The organism is Acinetobacter sp. YH12211 (genome assembly GCF_013418015.1).
In the GTDB taxonomy this organism is placed as follows: Bacteria; Pseudomonadota; Gammaproteobacteria; order Pseudomonadales; family Moraxellaceae; genus Acinetobacter; species Acinetobacter towneri.
Map to the genome: position 1 here is coordinate 26,046 of NZ_VPCW01000018.1, position 17,199 is coordinate 43,244.

Here is a 17,199-nt window from a genome sequence, read left to right on the forward strand (position 1 = left end):
ATGGGTTGGCTAAAAGGCGAAGTGGCACTGATTACAGGTGGCGGTTCTGGTTTAGGTTGGGCTTTGGTCGAGCGCTTTCTTGAAGAAGGTGCGCATGTGGGCGTGTTACAGCGCTCACAATCTAAAGTCGATGCCTTAAAAGAACGTTTTGGTGATCAAATCGTGGCAGTCGCTGGTGATGTTGCCAACTATGCAGACAATGTCCGTGCTGTGCAGGCCACTGTGGAGCGTTTTGGAAAGCTGGATTGCTTTATTGGCAATGCAGGGATTTGGGATCACTACGCAGATATCGTCAATACTTCTGGTGAGCAGCTTGAAAAAGCCTTTGATGAAATCATGGGCATCAATACCAAGGCGTTAATCTTGGGGGCAAAAGCAGCACTGGATGAGTTGGTGAAATCTGAAGGTTCTATCATCTTAACCTTATCCAATTCTGCGCTGTATTCTTCAGGCGGTGGTCCTGTTTACACTGCATCTAAACATGCAGGTGTTGGCATCATGAAAGAGTTGGCTTATGAATTGGCACCTAAAGTACGTGTCAATGCTGTTGCGCCTTCAGCGATGAATGTCAATATTAAGGGCGCAGCATCTTTAGGTCAGGAAAACCTAGGCTTACTCGATGCACGTGATCCTGAAAAAATTGCACGCGGTATGCCGCTGAATTTCTTGCCTGAGCCAGAAGACATGACTGGTTCGTATGTGCTCTTGGCATCGCGTCAAAATAACCGTGCGCTGACTGGCGTTCTGATCAATGCAGAATGTGGTTTGGGTATTCGTGGTTTGCGTCAACCACGTGCAGGTTTTTTTGACGAATAAAATTGAGTCTAAATTCAATAGACGAATCGGCAGCCTTTCTCTGGGCTGCCTTCCTTATTTAGGAGTCTTTCATGGCCGTTAAACTCATTTGTGCATCGCACAGTCCTTTAATGGAATTTGCAACACCGCAAGATCAATCTAAAGAACAAAAAGTTCGTGCTGCCTTTGAGCAACTTTCTGCCGAAGTCAAAGCATACGATCCAACCCTGATCATTACCTTTGGTCCAGACCATTTCAACGGTTTCTTTTACGATTTGATGCCAAGTTTCTGTGTCGGTATTCGTGCTACGGCTGCGGGTGACTGGGACTACGGCAAAGACAACAACCGTATTGATGTGCCTGAAGACAAAGCCTTGGCGATGGTGCGCCGTGTGTTGGATGAAGGTGTAGATGTTGCATATTCGTATCGTATGCAGGCCGACCATGGGGTGACTCAGCCATTACACTTTTTGTGTGAAGGGCAGCTAGATCGTTATCCAACCATTCCCGTGTTTATTAATGGCGCTGCAGCGCCGATGCCAACCACCAAGCGTACCATTGCTTTGGGGCGTGCTGTGGGTCAATTTATCAAGTCGTTGAATCTTGAAAATGAACGTGTTCTTGTTTTAGGTACAGGTGGTTTGTCGCACGATCCACCAACACCGCAAATGGGTTCAGTACCGCCTGAAGTTGAAGAATTTTTAATTGCAGGTCGTAATCCGAGTCCTGAAGCACGTCATGCACGTCAGGCTAAAGTGATTGCAGTCGGTCAAAAACTTGCAGCAGGTGATACCTCTGTGGCTGTGCCGCTCAGCCCTGAGTGGGATATTGCCTTGCTTGAAAAATTCAAACAGGCAGACTTTGTGGCTATGGAAGCCATGACCGAAGCTGAAATTCGTCGAGATGGTGGTCGTGGTGGTCAGGAAGTCCGTTCGTGGATGGCTGCTTTTGCTGCGTTAGATGAACTGGGTGCGTATGAAATGACCACGCATTGCTATGAAGATATTAGTGAGTGGATTGCGGGCTTTGGCATCGTATCTGCCGAGTTAAAAGGTTAAGCCCATGAGTGTAGAAACAATTGTGATTGTGGGTGCAGGTCAGGCAGGGGCGAGCGCCATTCTTGAGCTGCGAGGCAATCAATATGCAGGCAACATCATCTTAATTGGCGATGAAATACATTTGCCTTATGAGCGTCCACCGTTGTCTAAAGATGTGATTTTGCGTCCTGAAGAAACCAAAATCGAGATTCTGTCGGAAGAAAAATTGGCAGAACTAGGTGTGACCACTATTCGTGGCAATGGCGTGAGCAAAATCAATGCCGAAGCACATACGGTTGAATTGCAAAATGGTGAGGTTATTGCCTACGACAAGTTGTTACTTGCCACAGGCGGTGCTGCACGTCGCTTGCCAAATTTTGATGCCTTAGGTAAACACGTTTACACGTTGCGTAATCTTGAAGACTCGCAAGCCTTAGTCCCTGTATTACAAGCGGGTCGTCGCATCATCTTAATTGGTGGTGGTGTGATTGGTTTAGAGTTGGCATCTTCTGCACGTTTCAAAGACTGTCGGGTAACCGTCATTGAAATGGGACCAATGGTGATGGGACGTTCATCACCACTCATCTTGAGTGAGTTTTTACTGCAACAGCAGTTATTGGCAGGAGTTGATGTACGTCTGTCTACGCAAATTGCAGATTGCAAGCTAGATGGTGAAGAAATTGTCGTGACCCTAGAAGGTGGCGAAGAACTACGTGCCGATGCGGTGATTTACGGTATTGGGATTATTCCAAACGCACAACTGGCAGTTGAAGCAGGCTTAGATGCAGACTTTGCCGTGCATGTGAATGAAAACTGTCAAACCTCAAACCCAGACATTTATGCTGCGGGCGATGTCGCATCACAACTGCGTGAATGTGGCAATCATCGTCGTGTAGAAACTTGGGAAAATGCCAACCTGCAAGCAGGCATATTCGCGCGTCATGTGATGGGCGTGGAACATCCTGTAGCCAATCCCGCTTGGTTCTGGACTGATCAACTCGACATTAACTACCAATTTGTAGGAGATATGTCAGCAGCAGAATGGCATGTGCGTGGTGAGATGGATGCTTCCAAACGCAGTGAGTCTTCATTCGTATTGTTTGGTGTGACCGATGGCGTGATTGTCGGCGGAATTACCGTCAACTCAGCCAAAGATATGCGTCACTTGAAAAAGCTGATTGCTAAACAAGCTGCTTTTGAAGCAGACAAATATTTAGATGTGAGCCAAGACCTTCGCAAATTGGTGAAGTAAGCTTGAACTGATGAAAAACAGACCTGAGGCAACTTGGGTCTGTTTTTTATCTGCCGAAGAAAAGTGTCCATTTTATGTTGAGCAAGCGATGAATACGAATACATCTCCTGTTGTGGTAACCGCCAGTATTTATGCCTTATTGGTACTCATCTGGGCGACCACGCCATTGGCGATTGTCTGGAGTGTGCAGGAAATTCATCCAATGTGGGTTTTGATTATCCGCTACTTTGGGGCTTCCGTGATTGCGCTGTGCGTGCTTAAACTCATGCGCGATCCACTGCCTTTTGATCACACCTCAATGAAAAGCTATTTGGCGGGTAGTCTGAATTTAATTGGTGCACAGCTATTTATTTACTTGGCCGCCAATTATTTAACTTCAGGCTTAATGGCACTGATTTTTGGTTTTTCTCCTTTAATCGCAGGCTTGATTGGTCATGTGATTTTACGCACGCAAAAATTGATTGCCTTACAGTGGACAGGGATGGCAATTGCGATTGCAGGACTCAGCTTTGTCTTTGCAGACTCTGCCGACAGCAAAGTGAATCCATGGGGCGTGGTGTTGATGTTTATCAGTATGCTGTCCTATATCAGCTCAATTTTTTGGGTCAAACAAATCAATGCTCCTTTAAAGCCGATGTCACAAGCCACAGGTTCTTTATTGGTATCATCGGCAGGGTCATTGTTATTAATTCCCTTTATTTGGTCGCATTTCCCGACTCAAATGCCAAGCAGCCAAGCCATGATTGGTTTTGTATTTACCATGATCATGTCGTCTATTGTCGCCATGCTGTGTTATTTCTGGCTGATTCGTCGTTTAAATGCCTCAACCGTATCTTTAAGTAATGTGATGACTCCCATCATCGCGTTAATTTTAGGTGCGACCTTAAATAATGAACACATCAGCATGAATGCGTTTATTGGCATTGCCGTGGTGATGTTCGGGATTGTGATGTATTTCTGGAAAGAATGGCGCGAACAATATTTTGCTAAACGCTAAGCCCGCATTGCTATACCCGTGTTTAGGTTTTTCTAAAGCCTCGTTTATCTGAGGTATAAATTTCCGATCATTAACCCGCTGTCGATACGACTTTTTTCTCAAAACAACAAAAACATAAAGGAAATTGCCTGCTTGATTTCGCTACTATGCGTGATAGAGTCAACACATGAACCAAAGCTGTGTTTTTTTCTGAACAGATCAGGATAAAAAGCATCATGGTAGATGCGCTATATATTATTGGGCTTACATGAACAACGTGGAACAAAAGCATTTTCAACTGCCAACGGAAGCCTGTTGGTCGCATACTTGGCGTAAACCCAAGCTGCAGTTTTTGCCTTCAAATCATTATGATGGAGCGCAGTTTTTTAATCCGATTGCGTGTCCTGAGGGGCGCAGCCAAACTGATTTATTGAAATGGTTGCTAAAACGCAAATCGAACAGTTGGAATGTCAATCCGCAACAAGAAGCACAGCAATTTTTTACAGCGCCAAGTGCTTTGCCACAATTACGTCCACACGCCAGTTTGGATGATTGGCAAGTTTGGTTTGTGGGGCATGCAACGGTGCTGATTCAAATTGGACCGTATAACTTTTTAACCGATCCAGTCTGGGCAGAGCATGCCAGTCCGAAACAGGGGCGAGGGCCTAAACGTGCCTGTCCTGCAGGGATTGCACTGGAAGATTTACCGACCATTCATGCCGTCTTCTTGAGCCATAACCATTATGACCACATGGATTTAGCCACCTTAAAATGGCTGAATCATCAATTTGCCATGCCTATTTATACAGGTTTGGGCAATGCTTGGTATTTGCCGCCTGATTTGCATGTGATTGAAATGGACTGGTGGCAATCGGCTTTATTTAAAGAAGTGAAAATTGTCTACACCCCTGCACAACATGGTTCAGGGCGTGGCGCACGTGATCAGAACATGGCGTTATGGGGCGGTTTTTCTATTTTGCATGGGCAAGATCATTGCTTCTTTGCGGGCGATACAGGTTACTCGTCACACTTTAAAGAAATCCAAACCCGCATTGGCGCACCGCGCGTGGCACTTTTGCCGATTGGTGCTTATGAACCCCACAATTTAATGCGTTATATGCACATGAATCCTGAAGATGCTTTTCAGGCACATAAAGACTTACATTCCAAATGTTCATTGGCAATTCACTATCGAACCTTTGAATTGACTGATGAAGGACGTGATCAGCCTGAGGCAGATTTGCATCAAGCCATGAAGCGTTCTTCTAAACTGATGAACCCATTTTATTGTATTCGTGAAGGTAAGAAATTAATTGTTTAATCTTTTAAAAACTTGACCTTAAATAAAAGTGACACGCTACTTTTCACGCTACTGAAAAGTGGCAATGATAGATATAGAACACAAAGCCCCTATCGAAATAGGGGCTTTGTTTTGGTGTTTAAAGTCTTGCTGTTCAGACTGACTTGATCTTTAACTACAAAGATTACAGTACGCCAGGCTGACCAAGTGCAGGGTCACTGGCACGTGCTGCTTGCGCATCGGCAACGGTCATGCCTAAAGCCGCTGCAACGCCTTCGCCATAAGCAGGGTCACATGCATAACAGTTACGAATATGACGATACTTAATAAAGTCTAAAGCATCACCCATTGCACGTGCCGTGTTATCAAACAGTGCTTGTTTTTGCTCAGGGTTCATTAAATTGAACAAGGCACGCGGCTGGCTAAAATAGTTGCTATCATCTTCACGATAATCCCAGAAATCTGCATCGCCACGAATTTTTAGCGGTGGTTCGCGGTATTGTGGTTGCTCTTGCCATTGATGGAAGCTGTTTGGCTCATAGTGTGGCAAGCTGCCATAGTTGCCATCCATACGACCCTGACCATCACGACGGTTTGAGTGCACAGGGCAGCGTGCAGCATTCACTGGAATTTGTGAATGGTTCACACCAACACGGTAACGTGCAGCATCGGCATAGTTGACCAAACGCGCTTGTAACATGCGATCTGGCGAGTAGCTAATTCCTGGTACAAGGTTGCTTGGTGCAAAGGCAGCCTGTTCAACATCTTGGAAGTAGTTTTCAGGGTTACGGTTCAGTTCAAATTCACCCACTTCAATCAGTGGATAATCACCTTTCGGCCAAACTTTGGTGAGGTCAAATGGGTGATAAGGGACTTTTTCTGCATCCAGTTCAGGCATGATTTGCACGAACAGCGTCCATTTCGGGAAATCACCGCGTTCAATGGCATTGTAAAGGTCAGTCTGGCTGCTTTCACGGTCACGACCAATCAATTCTGCTGCTTCTGCATCGGTCAGGTTTTGAATGCCTTGTTGAGTGCGGAAGTGGAATTTCACCCAGAAACGCTCATTATTGGCATTAATAAAACTATAGGTGTGGCTACCAAAACCATGCATGTGACGATAACCCACAGGAATACCACGATCCGACATCACAATGGTGACTTGGTGCAGTGCTTCTGGCAGCAAAGTCCAGAAATCCCAGTTATTGGTCGCATTACGCAGGTTGGTGCGTGGGTCACGCTTTACCGCTTTATTCAGGTCAGGGAATTGACGTGGGTCGCGGAAAAAGAACACTGGTGTGTTGTTACCGACTAAATCCCAGTTGCCTTCTTCAGTATAGAATTTTAAAGCAAAACCACGAATGTCACGTTCTGCATCGGCAGCGCCACGCTCACCTGCAACGGTAGAGAAACGAGCAAACATTTCAGTTTTTTTGCCAACTTCAGAGAAAATTTTGGCACGGGTATATTGGCTGATGTCGTGCGTGACCGTAAACGTACCAAACGCACCTGAACCTTTGGCATGCATACGACGCTCAGGAATTACTTCACGTACAAAGTTTGCCAACTTTTCATTGAGCCATAAATCTTGAGTAAGGAGTGGGCCACGTGCGCCCGCAGTCATACTATTTTGGTTATCTACAACAGGTGCGCCTGCATCGGTGGTTAAATGCGTTACAGGGCATTTTTTTATCTCTTGGCTCATCGTTGTTCTCCATTATTGTGATCATCATGTGGTGGGCTGTATTAGAAATTTAGCTTCTAAAACAAGCGGCCATGAACCGTTTTGTTTGTTTAAAAAATCAACTACAACACCACAATACCATGCAGATCGGGCTTTGTAGATGAAAGCTTTTCAAATCTCACCATTTTAATGTAAAACGATTTTTATAATTTTACAAATAGATAAATTTATTGTTTATGATTGGTGTATTCGATTATTGTTTGTGTGGAAATCAGGGTCTGTTGACATTTCATAAATGGCTTGCGCTGTAGGCTAAAACTGAGCAGATCAGGCATGAAACGCAGGGAATAGCGAGACTATTGCCAAGTTTCATAACGCAATCTGAGAAAGTTTTAGTCACAGCCTTTCAGGACAAGCATATTTTTTGCTGCTATTACGTTATGTGTCAGTCACTTAGAATGACTAAATTCCCTATCTCATGCCTTATATCAGCTAAAAAAATATGCGTCGTCGCAAACATAGACGAAGTGTCAACAGACCCTAATAGTTTTTGCAGCATTAAATATCTGAAACAGAGACTAAAAACGGTTGAATCGCCAATGAAATATCGGTGTGCAAGGCATCCCAATCTTGATAATGTGGATTGATTAATAAACTTTGCGAAATAAAACCATAACTGATGCGATGCAGATTCAAAGCAAGGCGCAGTTGTTGTTCGGCATTGTGTATGACAGGTGCGAAAATCTGTTGCCACATCTGTAGCATCATGCTGTAACTTTTTTGGTAAGTTTCAATGTGTGATACCTGCCGTTCCAGTAAAAAAGTCTGCGCCCAAAGCCATTGTTGTGCCTGAATTTGCTGAAGCTGAAACTGAATGATGGTTGCAATATAGCGGTTTATTTCAACAACTGTGGATAACTCAAGTTGCTGTTGGGCATAACTTTTTAAGTGTTCTGCATGCTGTTTGACTTGCAGGTGAATCGTCAATGCCAGTAAATCTTCTTTCTTGGCAAAGTATTCATAAAAAGTGCCTAAACCGACACCTGCCAAATTAGTAATTTCACGAATGGTAATTTCAGCTGCCGAGCGTTCATGCAAAAGCCGAACAAAACTTTCCTGTAAAGCCTCTTGAGTCAGTTTAGCCCGCGATTGGCGCGGCTTACGGCGCACTTGAACCTCAGAATTTTTCATAAATAAAGCCGAACACCTGAGCACATATTTTTCTCTATACTAAATGCAATGATAGCATCGCGTTTGTCTAGGAGTGACACAATGCAGACATGGATGACCCATCAAATTCAAAATCAGTTTGATGAATTACAAGACTATAACTTATTTGAAACCGATACGGTTTTACAAGAAATTTTAACCCGTTATGGCAGTCAAGATCAGACTCGACTGAGCGAATTGGGACATATTGCAGCATCGGCAGAATATTATCACTATGCCGATTTAGCCAATCGGCATACGCCTATTTTACATGCCTTCGATGCACGTGGACGCCGTAAAGATGTAGTGGAGTTTCATCCCGCATGGCATCACTGGATGGCGCTGAATCGCAAGTTTGACACGCATGCACATCCATTTAAACAACCGCAATCTACGGCAAAATGGGTCGATTGGGCCAGTCGCTTTTATTTGGCGGGACAGGTTGAGTGTGGCAATTTATGTCCAAATTCCATGACTTTAGGCAGTATTCCGCTCATTCAGCGTGAACCTGAATTATGGGCAAGCATGGGCGAAAAACTGTTATCGCATGAATATGACCCGCGTGATGTGCCGATTTCACAAAAGAAATCTATTTGGTTGGGCATGGGCATGACCGAAAAGCAGGGTGGTTCAGATGTACGTGCCAACCAAACGCTTGCCATTCCAGTCGCAGCAACAGGGCGTGGGCAAGCCTATTTGCTCACAGGTCATAAATGGTTTTTCTCTGCACCAATGTGTGATGCACATTTGGTGGTCGCCAATACCGAACAAGATGGTTTGGCTTGTTTCTTTGTACCGCGTTGGTTAGAAGATGGCAGAAAAAATAATATTCAGGTACAGCGTTTAAAAGACAAAGTGGGAAATCGGAGTAACTCCAGTTCTGAAGTCGAATTTCAGCAGGCGTGGGGCATCATGATTGGCGAAGCAGGGCGCGGTATTCCCACCATTATTGAAATGGCGAACTACACTCGTTTAACCTGTGCTGTGGGCAGTAGTGCCATGCTGCGTCAAGCCTTGGTGCAATGCCTTGCCTATACTCGACAACGTCAAGCATTTGGACAGACTTTGGCGAATCAGCCATTAATGCAGGCAGTCTTGGCAGATTTGGCTTTGGAAACTGAAGCTGCGGTACAGCTCAGTTTTCATTTGGCACATTGTTATGAAAGCGATGATGCTGTGTCTTTGGCATGGAAGCGTTTAATGACCCCTGCTGCAAAGTTCTGGATTTGCAAACGCGCGGTGGAACTTACAGGTGAGATGATGGAAGTTTTTGGTGGCAATGGTTATGTCGATAACAGCATCATGGCACGTATTTTCAAAGAAGCACCTGTAAATACCATTTGGGAAGGTTCAGGCAATGTCATGTGTCTGGATGTACTACGCGCTATGCAGCGAGAACCTGAGCTGATTCAGGTGTTATTGCAGGATTTTGCTCGCACTGCCGTTACTCATCCTATTTTGGGCAGTGAATTAGATGGTTTGCAGCAGTTATTGCAGACCACGAACAGCAACGATTTACAATTTATGGCACGTGCTTTGGTGAGCCGTTTGGTGATTTTGGCACAAGCGGTTTTGTTGTTGCGTTATGCGCCAAGTTTTGTGGCAGAAGGTTTTATTCAGTCGCGTTATAGTGCATTGCATGGGCAAGTGGTGGGTATGCTTAAACCTAAACAGGTCGATGTTGCATCCATCTTGCAGCGTGCATTTTCAGCATAGCATCCCTTGCTACTTGATTCTGCACAAAAAATTCACCCGCTTGGTAAAACCAAACGGGTGAATTGAACCGTATATTGCAGTCGAGTCGTGATCAATCACGCTCGCTTGTAGCAAAGCTGATTGCTTCAGCGAAACTTATTTCGCAGGCTCTTCAGCTTTTACACCTTTTTGATATAGAGTGTAGATGTAAATTGGAATATCCAAATCTTCTAAGTGTTTGTAGATGAGTGGACGTACATCTTCCCAATCTAAACCGCCTACACCTGTTGCAAGACGCGGTAACGCCAAGCTTTCAATTTTCTCTTCTTCAATCAACTGTTTTAAGTTTTTCAAAGTGCGGTTGACGTATTCTGTCGATGCTTTACCTGGTTTTGAACCGTTGTCATAAGCCGCTTCCTGAGTCATCAGGTTGACGATGCGTTGACCTTCGGCATTGACCCAAGTCCATTGCTCACCCGCTTTAGGATGGTAAATATGACAATAGTTGCGGAAGTCTTTATATAGCGCAGGCCAGTGCTCACGCAGACTTAAAGCCAAACCTGTTGCAAAGTTATCGTTAGGGGCAACACCGTGAGCAATCGCACGTGCTTCGCTCAGTAAAATATCTCCAGAAACTTCATAAATCATGAATTTGACTCCTGTTTTTAATGGTCTTGTTAAACTGATCTTCTATATTCATATTAGCCAATCATTGCCGTTTTTCTAGCGGATTTTATAACTACTAAGTCTTTGCAAAGTAATAAAATTTTTTAGAATTTCATGCTATAATTGTATGGGTAAAGCCGCTGAGTATTCTTTAAAATAGCCTTCAAAAATAACCGTCAGAAAAATCTGATAAAGTGGCGCAATAATTTATTTACCCTTCTTTTTATCTTAGCACTATTGAATGAAAGTCGCTTGTAAAATGTACAAAAAAGCGTATGATCGGCTTCCCAATTGAACATGGAACATTGGCGAGAGAATAGTCACGTTATGCAGAAGCAATTGGCTTGAATTTTCCCTCAACATCTCCATCTATAAAGAGTAGTGACACTGCTCATTTCTATGATCAACCGAAAGGAACAGCGCAATGGCAAAGAAAAAACAGCCTGAGCTTATTCAGCATAACTTTGTGGCCAAACACATGCACGAAGTCAACAAAAGTCAGGTTTTTGTAGACCGTAAGAAAAATGCCAAACGAGGCTATAGCAAACACAAACAAGGGCGATATTCCGATGATTATCGCCCTTGTTGTTTTTGGAGTGAATGGTGTGTTGCTTGAGGCTTAAACTAAGTTTTATGGAGATACGATACGTGTCGCTAGTTTCACCATATCGCCCAAGCCATGGGTTTTAAAATAATATTCCATCAGACTTTTCACCATCAGCGGATTATTCATTTTTAACGCCTGATCTAATAAATGTTGCGCATCGGTCATCGGTACATGACAAATTGCTTTACGCACCCGCAAGATATTACTTGAACTCATCGACAGGGTATTAAAGCCCATTGCCATCAGAATTACCGCAGACAGCGGATCTCCTGCCATTTCGCCACAAACGCTCACAGGCTTGTCATATTTATGACATTCTTTCACCAAGCGGGTTAAGGCGCGCAGTACTGCAGGATGAAAGTGTGAATAGACGTTGGCCACACGCGGATTGTTACGATCCACTGCCAATAAATACTGGGTTAAATCGTTTGATCCTACCGAGAAAAAATCCACCAACGGGGCAAATTCATCAATTTGCAGCAGCACACTCGGTACTTCTACCATAATGCCAATTTTCGGTTTGGTGATTTTAACCTGTTCTTCTTCCTGCACTGCTTGCAAGTCACGATCTAGCAAATACAAGGCTTCTTCAACCTCGCTGACACTGGTGATCATTGGCAGCAAAATATGCAGATTATTCAAACCAATACTGGCTTTGAGCATGGCACGAATTTGCGAAGAAAAAATTTCAGGATGATCTAGCGTGAAGCGAATCCCGCGCCAACCCAAGGCTGAGTTTTCTTCTTCAATCGAAAAGTACGGCAAGTCCTTGTCTGCGCCAATATCTAGCGTACGCATCACCACAGGTTTGTTGGCAAAGTGACTGAGCTGTTGGCGGTAAATAGCACGCTGTTCTTCTTCGCCCGGGAAACGGTCACGCAGCATAAATGGAATTTCAGAACGATATAAACCAACACCTTTAGCACCGCGTTGTACGCCACGCACCACGTCAATCATCAAGCCTGTATTGACATACAATTTTACCGCTACGCCGTCAGGGGTAATGGCATCTTTGGTTTCATATTGCTTGAGGTCTTTGGCAATCTGTTCTTCTTCTTTTTGAATTTCTTTATAGCGTGTCCGCATGCGACGTGGCGGGTTGATAAACACCCGACCTTGGTGCGCATCTACAATCATTTCCACATCGTCTAGGCTGTTGATCGGCAACTCAGTTACGCCAACTACGGTTGGAATACCCAAAGCACGTGCCACAATTACCATGTGAGAATTCATTGCGCCTTCGGTGGTAACAATCGCTGCAATTTTATCGACAGGTAGTTCTACCAAAGCTGCTGTGGAAATTTCTTCGCCAATTAAAATACTTTCATCGGTCAGTTCACGGTGACTGGCATCGGCTTCTTGTAAAGAGGCGAGAATACGACGCCCTAAATCTTTCAGGTCAGAAACACGTTCGCGTAAATAGTCATCTTCCATTTGCGAAAATAGGGCAATGTGATTGTCAATTACAATACGCACTGCACCTTGTGCCCAGTTACCTTCACGAATCAGTTCTTTAATTTCTGCAGGCAGGGCATTTTCATCCAACATGCGTAGGAACACACTGAATAAAGCGCGTTCTTCTGCCATTAAGGCATCCTGCATTTTGTCATCTAGTGCCTGAATTTCTTGACGCACTGCATCTAGTGCGTTGTCTAGTAATTCTAACTCTTCACTAATGTCTTCAGCTTCACGATCAGGTACAGCCGCCAAATCTGCAGGTGGATACAGAATTACCGCACGACCCAGTGCAATCCCGCCCGAACCTGATACGCCCTGAAAGGTTTTGTAGGCAGGCAGGTTGTTGGGTTTGCGGAACACATCAATGTTGCCCACGGCATGCGCATGCGCAATGACACCTGAAAGCTGAGCACAAAGTGTGACTAAAAAGGATTCTGCCGCTTCAGAAAAGTCTTGTTTGTCCTTGTTTTGCACCACAAGAACGCCCATAACTTTACGGCGATACATGACAGGCACGCCAAGGAAAGAATTATAAATTTCCTCGCCTGTTTCGGCCAAATACATGAAGCGTTCGTGTTTAGGTGCGTCGTCTAGGTTGACAATTTCTTCACGTTGTCCGACTAAACCGACCAAACCTTCACTGGTATGTAGAGACACATGCCCCACAGCCTCAGGATTTAAACCCTTTGATGCCATGAGCAAATAGCGTTGATTGCGTTCATCGAGCAGGTAAATAGAGCAGACATCCACATGCATGGCTTCTGCGACCTGATTGACCATAATATCGAGTGATTCATGCAAACTGGTGGACGCATTGATTTCTTGTACAATGCGTCTAAGGGTATCCAGTTGCATGTTCGACATACGCGCTACTCCATATTCCAATCAATGATTTGAGGTCAGTTTTACACCACAGATGACCCTATAACAATAAGCTAAAAAATCTACATCTTCATGCAAATTTTAAGGTTTTTTCAGGGGCAATTGATTGCACAACTCCACCATCGCTTTACGGTAGACGTCACGTTTAAAATTGACGACCTGACCAAGCGGATACCAGTAACTGACCCATTGCCATTGATCAAATTCGGGTGGATCTGACAAATTCAGCCGAATATGATGCGCTGACGCTGTCAGTTGCAATAAAAACCACTTCTGTTTTTGACCAATACATACGGGATCCGAATCCGTGCGTATATACCGATGTGGCAAACGATAACGCAGCCAACCTTTAGTTTGCGCGATAACTTGGACGTGTTCGGGCAGTAAGCCAACTTCTTCTCTCAGCTCACGATAAAGTGCCTGTTCAGGGGTTTCTCCATATTGGATACCTCCTTGCGGAAATTGCCATGCATTGTGACCAATGCGTTTTGCCCATAAAACTTGTCCAAACTCGTTTGCCAAAATGATCCCGACATTGGGTCGGAAACCTTCTGAGTCGATCATTTGGCTACCTAAATATTGTTTAATTTATGACTTTGCACTCGGGGATGATGATTTCTTTTCTCCAACTCGAAAACGCAAAGTGTAAATAATGTTAAAATTGCTATGATCTTAACGAATTTCTATCGACTAGCGGAGATAGATTTACAATTTTTTTCTTAAATTTCAGTTTTTACGAGTATTTTCATGAAATTGGCGCTATTTGATCTCGATCACACCTTGTTAAATACTGATTCAGATCATTCTTGGGGTGAGTTTTTGGTAAGTGAAGGCTTGGTCGATCCTGTTCGCCATCGCGCCATGAACGACAAGTTTTATGAAGACTACAAAGCAGGGCAACTCGACCCAATTGCATATAACGAATTTGTATTTGAGTTTTTAACCCAGCACGACAATCAGTACCTCACAGATTTGCATGAATTATTTATGCAAAAGGTGATTCGTCCACAAATGCGCCCTGAAGGGTTTAAAGCTATTCAGCGTCATCAAGAATTAGGGCATGAATTGGTGGGGATTACAGCAACATCTGACTTTATTACTGCACCTATTTTCCGTGAGTTTGGTATTAGTGAAATTATTGCCACCAATGCCGAAGTGGTCGATGGTAAATATACAGGCAAAGTCATTAATACTGCGTGTTATCAACAAGGCAAGTTGGTGCGTTTGGAGCAATGGCTTGCAGGGCGTGAAGTGACAGAATCTTGGGCATATTCAGACTCGATTAATGATCGTTTCTTGTTGGAATATGCAGATCACGCCATTGCTGTAAATCCTGATGCACGTTTACAGGCTTTGGCTGAAGAGCAAGGTTGGGATGTGCAGGATTGGTCAATTTAAGTCTGAATTTTTTGAGGTGTTGCTACTCTGGCTTTTACTAGCTTATTGATTTATTTTTTGTTTTTATTTATTGCAATGTTGGATTATGTCATTCATTTTTAGAATAGGCATGCTAAGGTAAGACAAGAATTAAAAATGATCAGGAGTGAAAAAATGAGTGGTGTACGCCCAAGAATGACACATTTATTTGAACAACTGGGTTTGGATGCCAGTGAAGCTGCGATTCAGCAATTTATTGAAACGCATCAATTGAATGCAGAAACAACAATTGCCGAGGCAGAATTTTGGACGGAAGCACAGCGTCAGTTTATCGTCGAAAAAATGAAATCGGATGGTTCATGGGCAATTGTGGTAGACCAATTGAATGAATCTTTGCATGAAGATTCGGTGAGTCGTTAAGACTTCACTTGTGTCCAAGTTGAGCCAATAAAAAAACACCCTCAGTACAATCGTGTCTGAGGGTGTTTTTCATTCAAAAGAAACCATTAATCTTTTAGTGTTTCATCATCTCAATCAATTCTAAAACAGCGCGTGATTGCGTCCGTCCCGGATGCCATACCATGCCCAATTGACGGTTCATTTCTAAGTCAATATCTAACTGTTGTAAGTCCTGATTGACCAACGTTTTAGGTAAAACAGACCATCCCAAACCAATTGACACCAACATCCGAATTGATTCTAACGGATTGTTGCTCATGGTGACTTTAGGTTTAACACCTTGCTTTTCAAACTCTGCCAAAGTGATTTGACTGGTATAGGTTTGCGCGGCAGGCAACAAACTAGGGTAGGCGAGTAAATCGGTCAATTGCAGGTTTTCCTGATGTGCAAGCGGATGAAAAGATGCGACCACAAACACCAATGGATCATTCCAAATGGTGACATAAGACAGACGTTCATCTAATTTGGGCGGTAAGGTCAGAAAAGCCAGTTCTAAATCGCCTGCCAAAACTTGTTCATGTGCCTGTTCTGAGTCGACAAAATGCACATCTAACGTGACGTTGGGAAATTCCTGTACATATTCACGTAAATGATTGGGTAAATGGTGCAAACCAATATGGTGACTGGTGCCGATTTTCAGTTTGCCTTGAACCTGTCCTTGCTCATGACTGAGAGTGTGGTGAATATCGCCCAGTTCATTCAGCCAGTTTTTGACTTTGGGTAATAATGAATGTGCTGCATGCGTGGCTTGCACTCCACGACCTGCTGATTCAAACAGTTTCACGCCAAAATAGTCTTCTAGGCTGTGAATACGTTTGGTCACCGCAGGTTGGGTAATAAATAACTGATCTGCTGCCAAAGAAATAGAACCTGTTTCCATGACTTTAACAAAGGCTTCAAAGGCTGCAAGATTCATTTGCACCATCCATAAAGATTTTTTATTACTGTGCTTATTATTTAGAAAAAATTAGAATTAATCAAAACAAATTCTACTTATTTTTAAACTATGCATTCGGGATGATCTTGTAGAGATACAGCAGAGATAAAAAAAGATCATCGTGGGCTGCAACCAAGATGATCTCAAACTGAAATGGAATATTCACAAGCAGAATCTATAAAACCATTAAGCGATAATTTTAGAATCTTGCGTTTGTGCTTTCTTTTCCCAAATCCGCTCGTGAATGAAATACGCAACAGCTTGTACTGTCGGTTCGACCAAACTTAAGGTAATGGCCATCCAAATATTGCCTGTGACTATATAACCGACCACCATCGCCACGGTGATGTGCATGATGTAGTAGCTTAAAGTTTTTTTGAACATGCGTTGATTGTTGGCGACAAATTTTTGAATATGGCTCATGTGAATACTCCTTCTGCTGCTTTGACCGTTTTCTGTGTGGATAGCTAAAGGATAATTATTCTTATTTAATTTGTAAAAACGAATAATTTTGTAATTTTGATTGGAAAATTAGATTTTAATAGAAAGATTATAAGGTCAAAATTTTAAGCATCTATTTGTTTTTGCTTATAGGCAGGTCGTGATGAATCATTGACATCCTCCCCGACCTAAAGGACGGAGATTCCTACTGCTAGACGCTCATGCCCGAGCGCAAGAATATTCAGTGCGGAATTTACATCCCGATCATGGAGCGTACCGCACTCCACACACTGCCATTCTCTTATTCCAAGTCCTGCTCTACCTTCCGGACTACTGGAGCGTGAGCCACAGCACGAACAAATTTGGGTGGTATAGGCTTCATTGACTTCTTCATAACATACCCCTGCGTTCTCGCATTTATACT

At 43.6% G+C, this 17,199-nt stretch carries 17 protein-coding genes; 9 read left to right on the top strand and 8 right to left on the bottom strand.

Going from position 1 to position 17,199, the window contains the following annotated elements; genetic code table 11:
- The 5 genes from hcaB to FTU98_RS09655 all read left to right on the top strand — a co-directional run bounded on the left by hcaB (window position 1) and on the right by FTU98_RS09655 (window position 5,381).
- Entirely contained in the window at window positions 1-816 is an 816-nt protein-coding gene (gene hcaB, locus FTU98_RS09635) for a 3-phenylpropionate-dihydrodiol/cinnamic acid-dihydrodiol dehydrogenase (protein ID WP_004976058.1), read from the top strand.
- Window positions 817-887: 71 nt separating this feature from the next.
- Window positions 888-1,853, top strand: a complete 966-nt coding sequence (locus tag FTU98_RS09640; RefSeq protein ID WP_167845747.1) for a 3-carboxyethylcatechol 2,3-dioxygenase — start codon at window positions 888-890, stop codon at window positions 1,851-1,853.
- Window positions 1,854-1,857: 4 nt separating this feature from the next.
- The gene (gene hcaD, locus FTU98_RS09645) at window positions 1,858-3,084 is read left to right on the top strand and encodes a 3-phenylpropionate/cinnamic acid dioxygenase ferredoxin--NAD(+) reductase subunit (protein WP_180009106.1); all 1,227 of its coding nucleotides are present in this window, start codon (window positions 1,858-1,860) and stop codon (window positions 3,082-3,084) included.
- Between the two features lie 88 nt (window positions 3,085-3,172).
- On the top strand, window positions 3,173-4,081 hold the full coding sequence (locus FTU98_RS09650; RefSeq protein ID WP_096902690.1) for a DMT family transporter: 909 nt from the start codon (window positions 3,173-3,175) through the stop codon (window positions 4,079-4,081).
- Window positions 4,082-4,328: 247 nt separating this feature from the next.
- Window positions 4,329-5,381, top strand: a complete 1,053-nt coding sequence (locus tag FTU98_RS09655) for an MBL fold metallo-hydrolase (protein ID WP_180009104.1) — start codon at window positions 4,329-4,331, stop codon at window positions 5,379-5,381.
- 163 nt (window positions 5,382-5,544) lie between these two features.
- Here the strand turns inward: FTU98_RS09655 and FTU98_RS09660 are convergent, their stop codons facing one another.
- Both FTU98_RS09660 and FTU98_RS09665 read right to left on the bottom strand, forming a co-directional pair.
- On the bottom strand, window positions 5,545-7,065 hold the full coding sequence (locus FTU98_RS09660; protein WP_096902685.1) for a catalase: 1,521 nt from the start codon (window positions 7,063-7,065) through the stop codon (window positions 5,545-5,547).
- 537 nt (window positions 7,066-7,602) lie between these two features.
- A complete protein-coding gene (locus tag FTU98_RS09665; RefSeq protein WP_180051342.1) occupies window positions 7,603-8,235 on the bottom strand; it encodes a TetR/AcrR family transcriptional regulator in 633 nt (210 codons plus the stop codon).
- 81 nt (window positions 8,236-8,316) lie between these two features.
- On the opposite strand from FTU98_RS09665, the gene FTU98_RS09670 reads away from it, so the two are divergent.
- Window positions 8,317-9,969, top strand: coding sequence for an acyl-CoA dehydrogenase family protein (locus FTU98_RS09670; protein ID WP_131261059.1), 1,653 nt, complete (start codon window positions 8,317-8,319; stop codon window positions 9,967-9,969).
- A gap of 135 nt (window positions 9,970-10,104) precedes the next feature.
- Here FTU98_RS09670 and FTU98_RS09675 read toward each other — a convergent pair whose 3' ends face one another.
- On the bottom strand, window positions 10,105-10,596 hold the full coding sequence (locus FTU98_RS09675; RefSeq protein ID WP_004976080.1) for a macro domain-containing protein: 492 nt from the start codon (window positions 10,594-10,596) through the stop codon (window positions 10,105-10,107).
- Between the two features lie 442 nt (window positions 10,597-11,038).
- Here FTU98_RS09675 and FTU98_RS09680 point away from each other — a divergent pair, with 442 nt between their 5' ends.
- Window positions 11,039-11,230 (top strand): hypothetical protein, encoded by a 192-nt coding sequence (locus FTU98_RS09680; protein ID WP_004976081.1) that lies wholly within the window; start codon window positions 11,039-11,041, stop codon window positions 11,228-11,230.
- Window positions 11,231-11,245: 15 nt separating this feature from the next.
- On the opposite strand, the gene ptsP is transcribed toward FTU98_RS09680, so the two are convergent.
- Window positions 11,246-13,543 (bottom strand): phosphoenolpyruvate--protein phosphotransferase, encoded by a 2,298-nt coding sequence (gene ptsP, locus FTU98_RS09685; protein WP_167845752.1) that lies wholly within the window; start codon window positions 13,541-13,543, stop codon window positions 11,246-11,248.
- Window positions 13,544-13,642: 99 nt separating this feature from the next.
- Entirely contained in the window at window positions 13,643-14,125 is a 483-nt protein-coding gene (locus FTU98_RS09690) for an RNA pyrophosphohydrolase (protein ID WP_004976084.1), read from the bottom strand.
- A 183-nt stretch (window positions 14,126-14,308) separates the two neighbouring features.
- On the opposite strand from FTU98_RS09690, the gene FTU98_RS09695 reads away from it, so the two are divergent.
- Window positions 14,309-14,959 carry an HAD family phosphatase gene (locus FTU98_RS09695; protein ID WP_070155338.1) on the top strand — a complete coding sequence of 217 codons (651 nt, stop codon included), beginning with the start codon at window positions 14,309-14,311 and terminating at the stop codon, window positions 14,957-14,959.
- Window positions 14,960-15,112: 153 nt separating this feature from the next.
- Window positions 15,113-15,358 carry a DUF2789 family protein gene (locus FTU98_RS09700; RefSeq protein WP_004976087.1) on the top strand — a complete coding sequence of 82 codons (246 nt, stop codon included), beginning with the start codon at window positions 15,113-15,115 and terminating at the stop codon, window positions 15,356-15,358.
- A gap of 94 nt (window positions 15,359-15,452) precedes the next feature.
- On the opposite strand, the gene FTU98_RS09705 is transcribed toward FTU98_RS09700, so the two are convergent.
- The 3 genes from FTU98_RS09705 to FTU98_RS09715 form a co-directional block, all read right to left on the bottom strand.
- Window positions 15,453-16,313, bottom strand: a complete 861-nt coding sequence (locus tag FTU98_RS09705) for a LysR family transcriptional regulator (RefSeq protein WP_180009098.1) — start codon at window positions 16,311-16,313, stop codon at window positions 15,453-15,455.
- A gap of 207 nt (window positions 16,314-16,520) precedes the next feature.
- Entirely contained in the window at window positions 16,521-16,757 is a 237-nt protein-coding gene (locus FTU98_RS09710; protein WP_004976091.1) for a DUF2061 domain-containing protein, read from the bottom strand.
- 206 nt (window positions 16,758-16,963) lie between these two features.
- Window positions 16,964-17,199, bottom strand: a 236-nt coding sequence (locus tag FTU98_RS09715) for a zinc ribbon domain-containing protein (RefSeq protein ID WP_180051344.1), incomplete at its 5' end; no start/stop codon positions are given.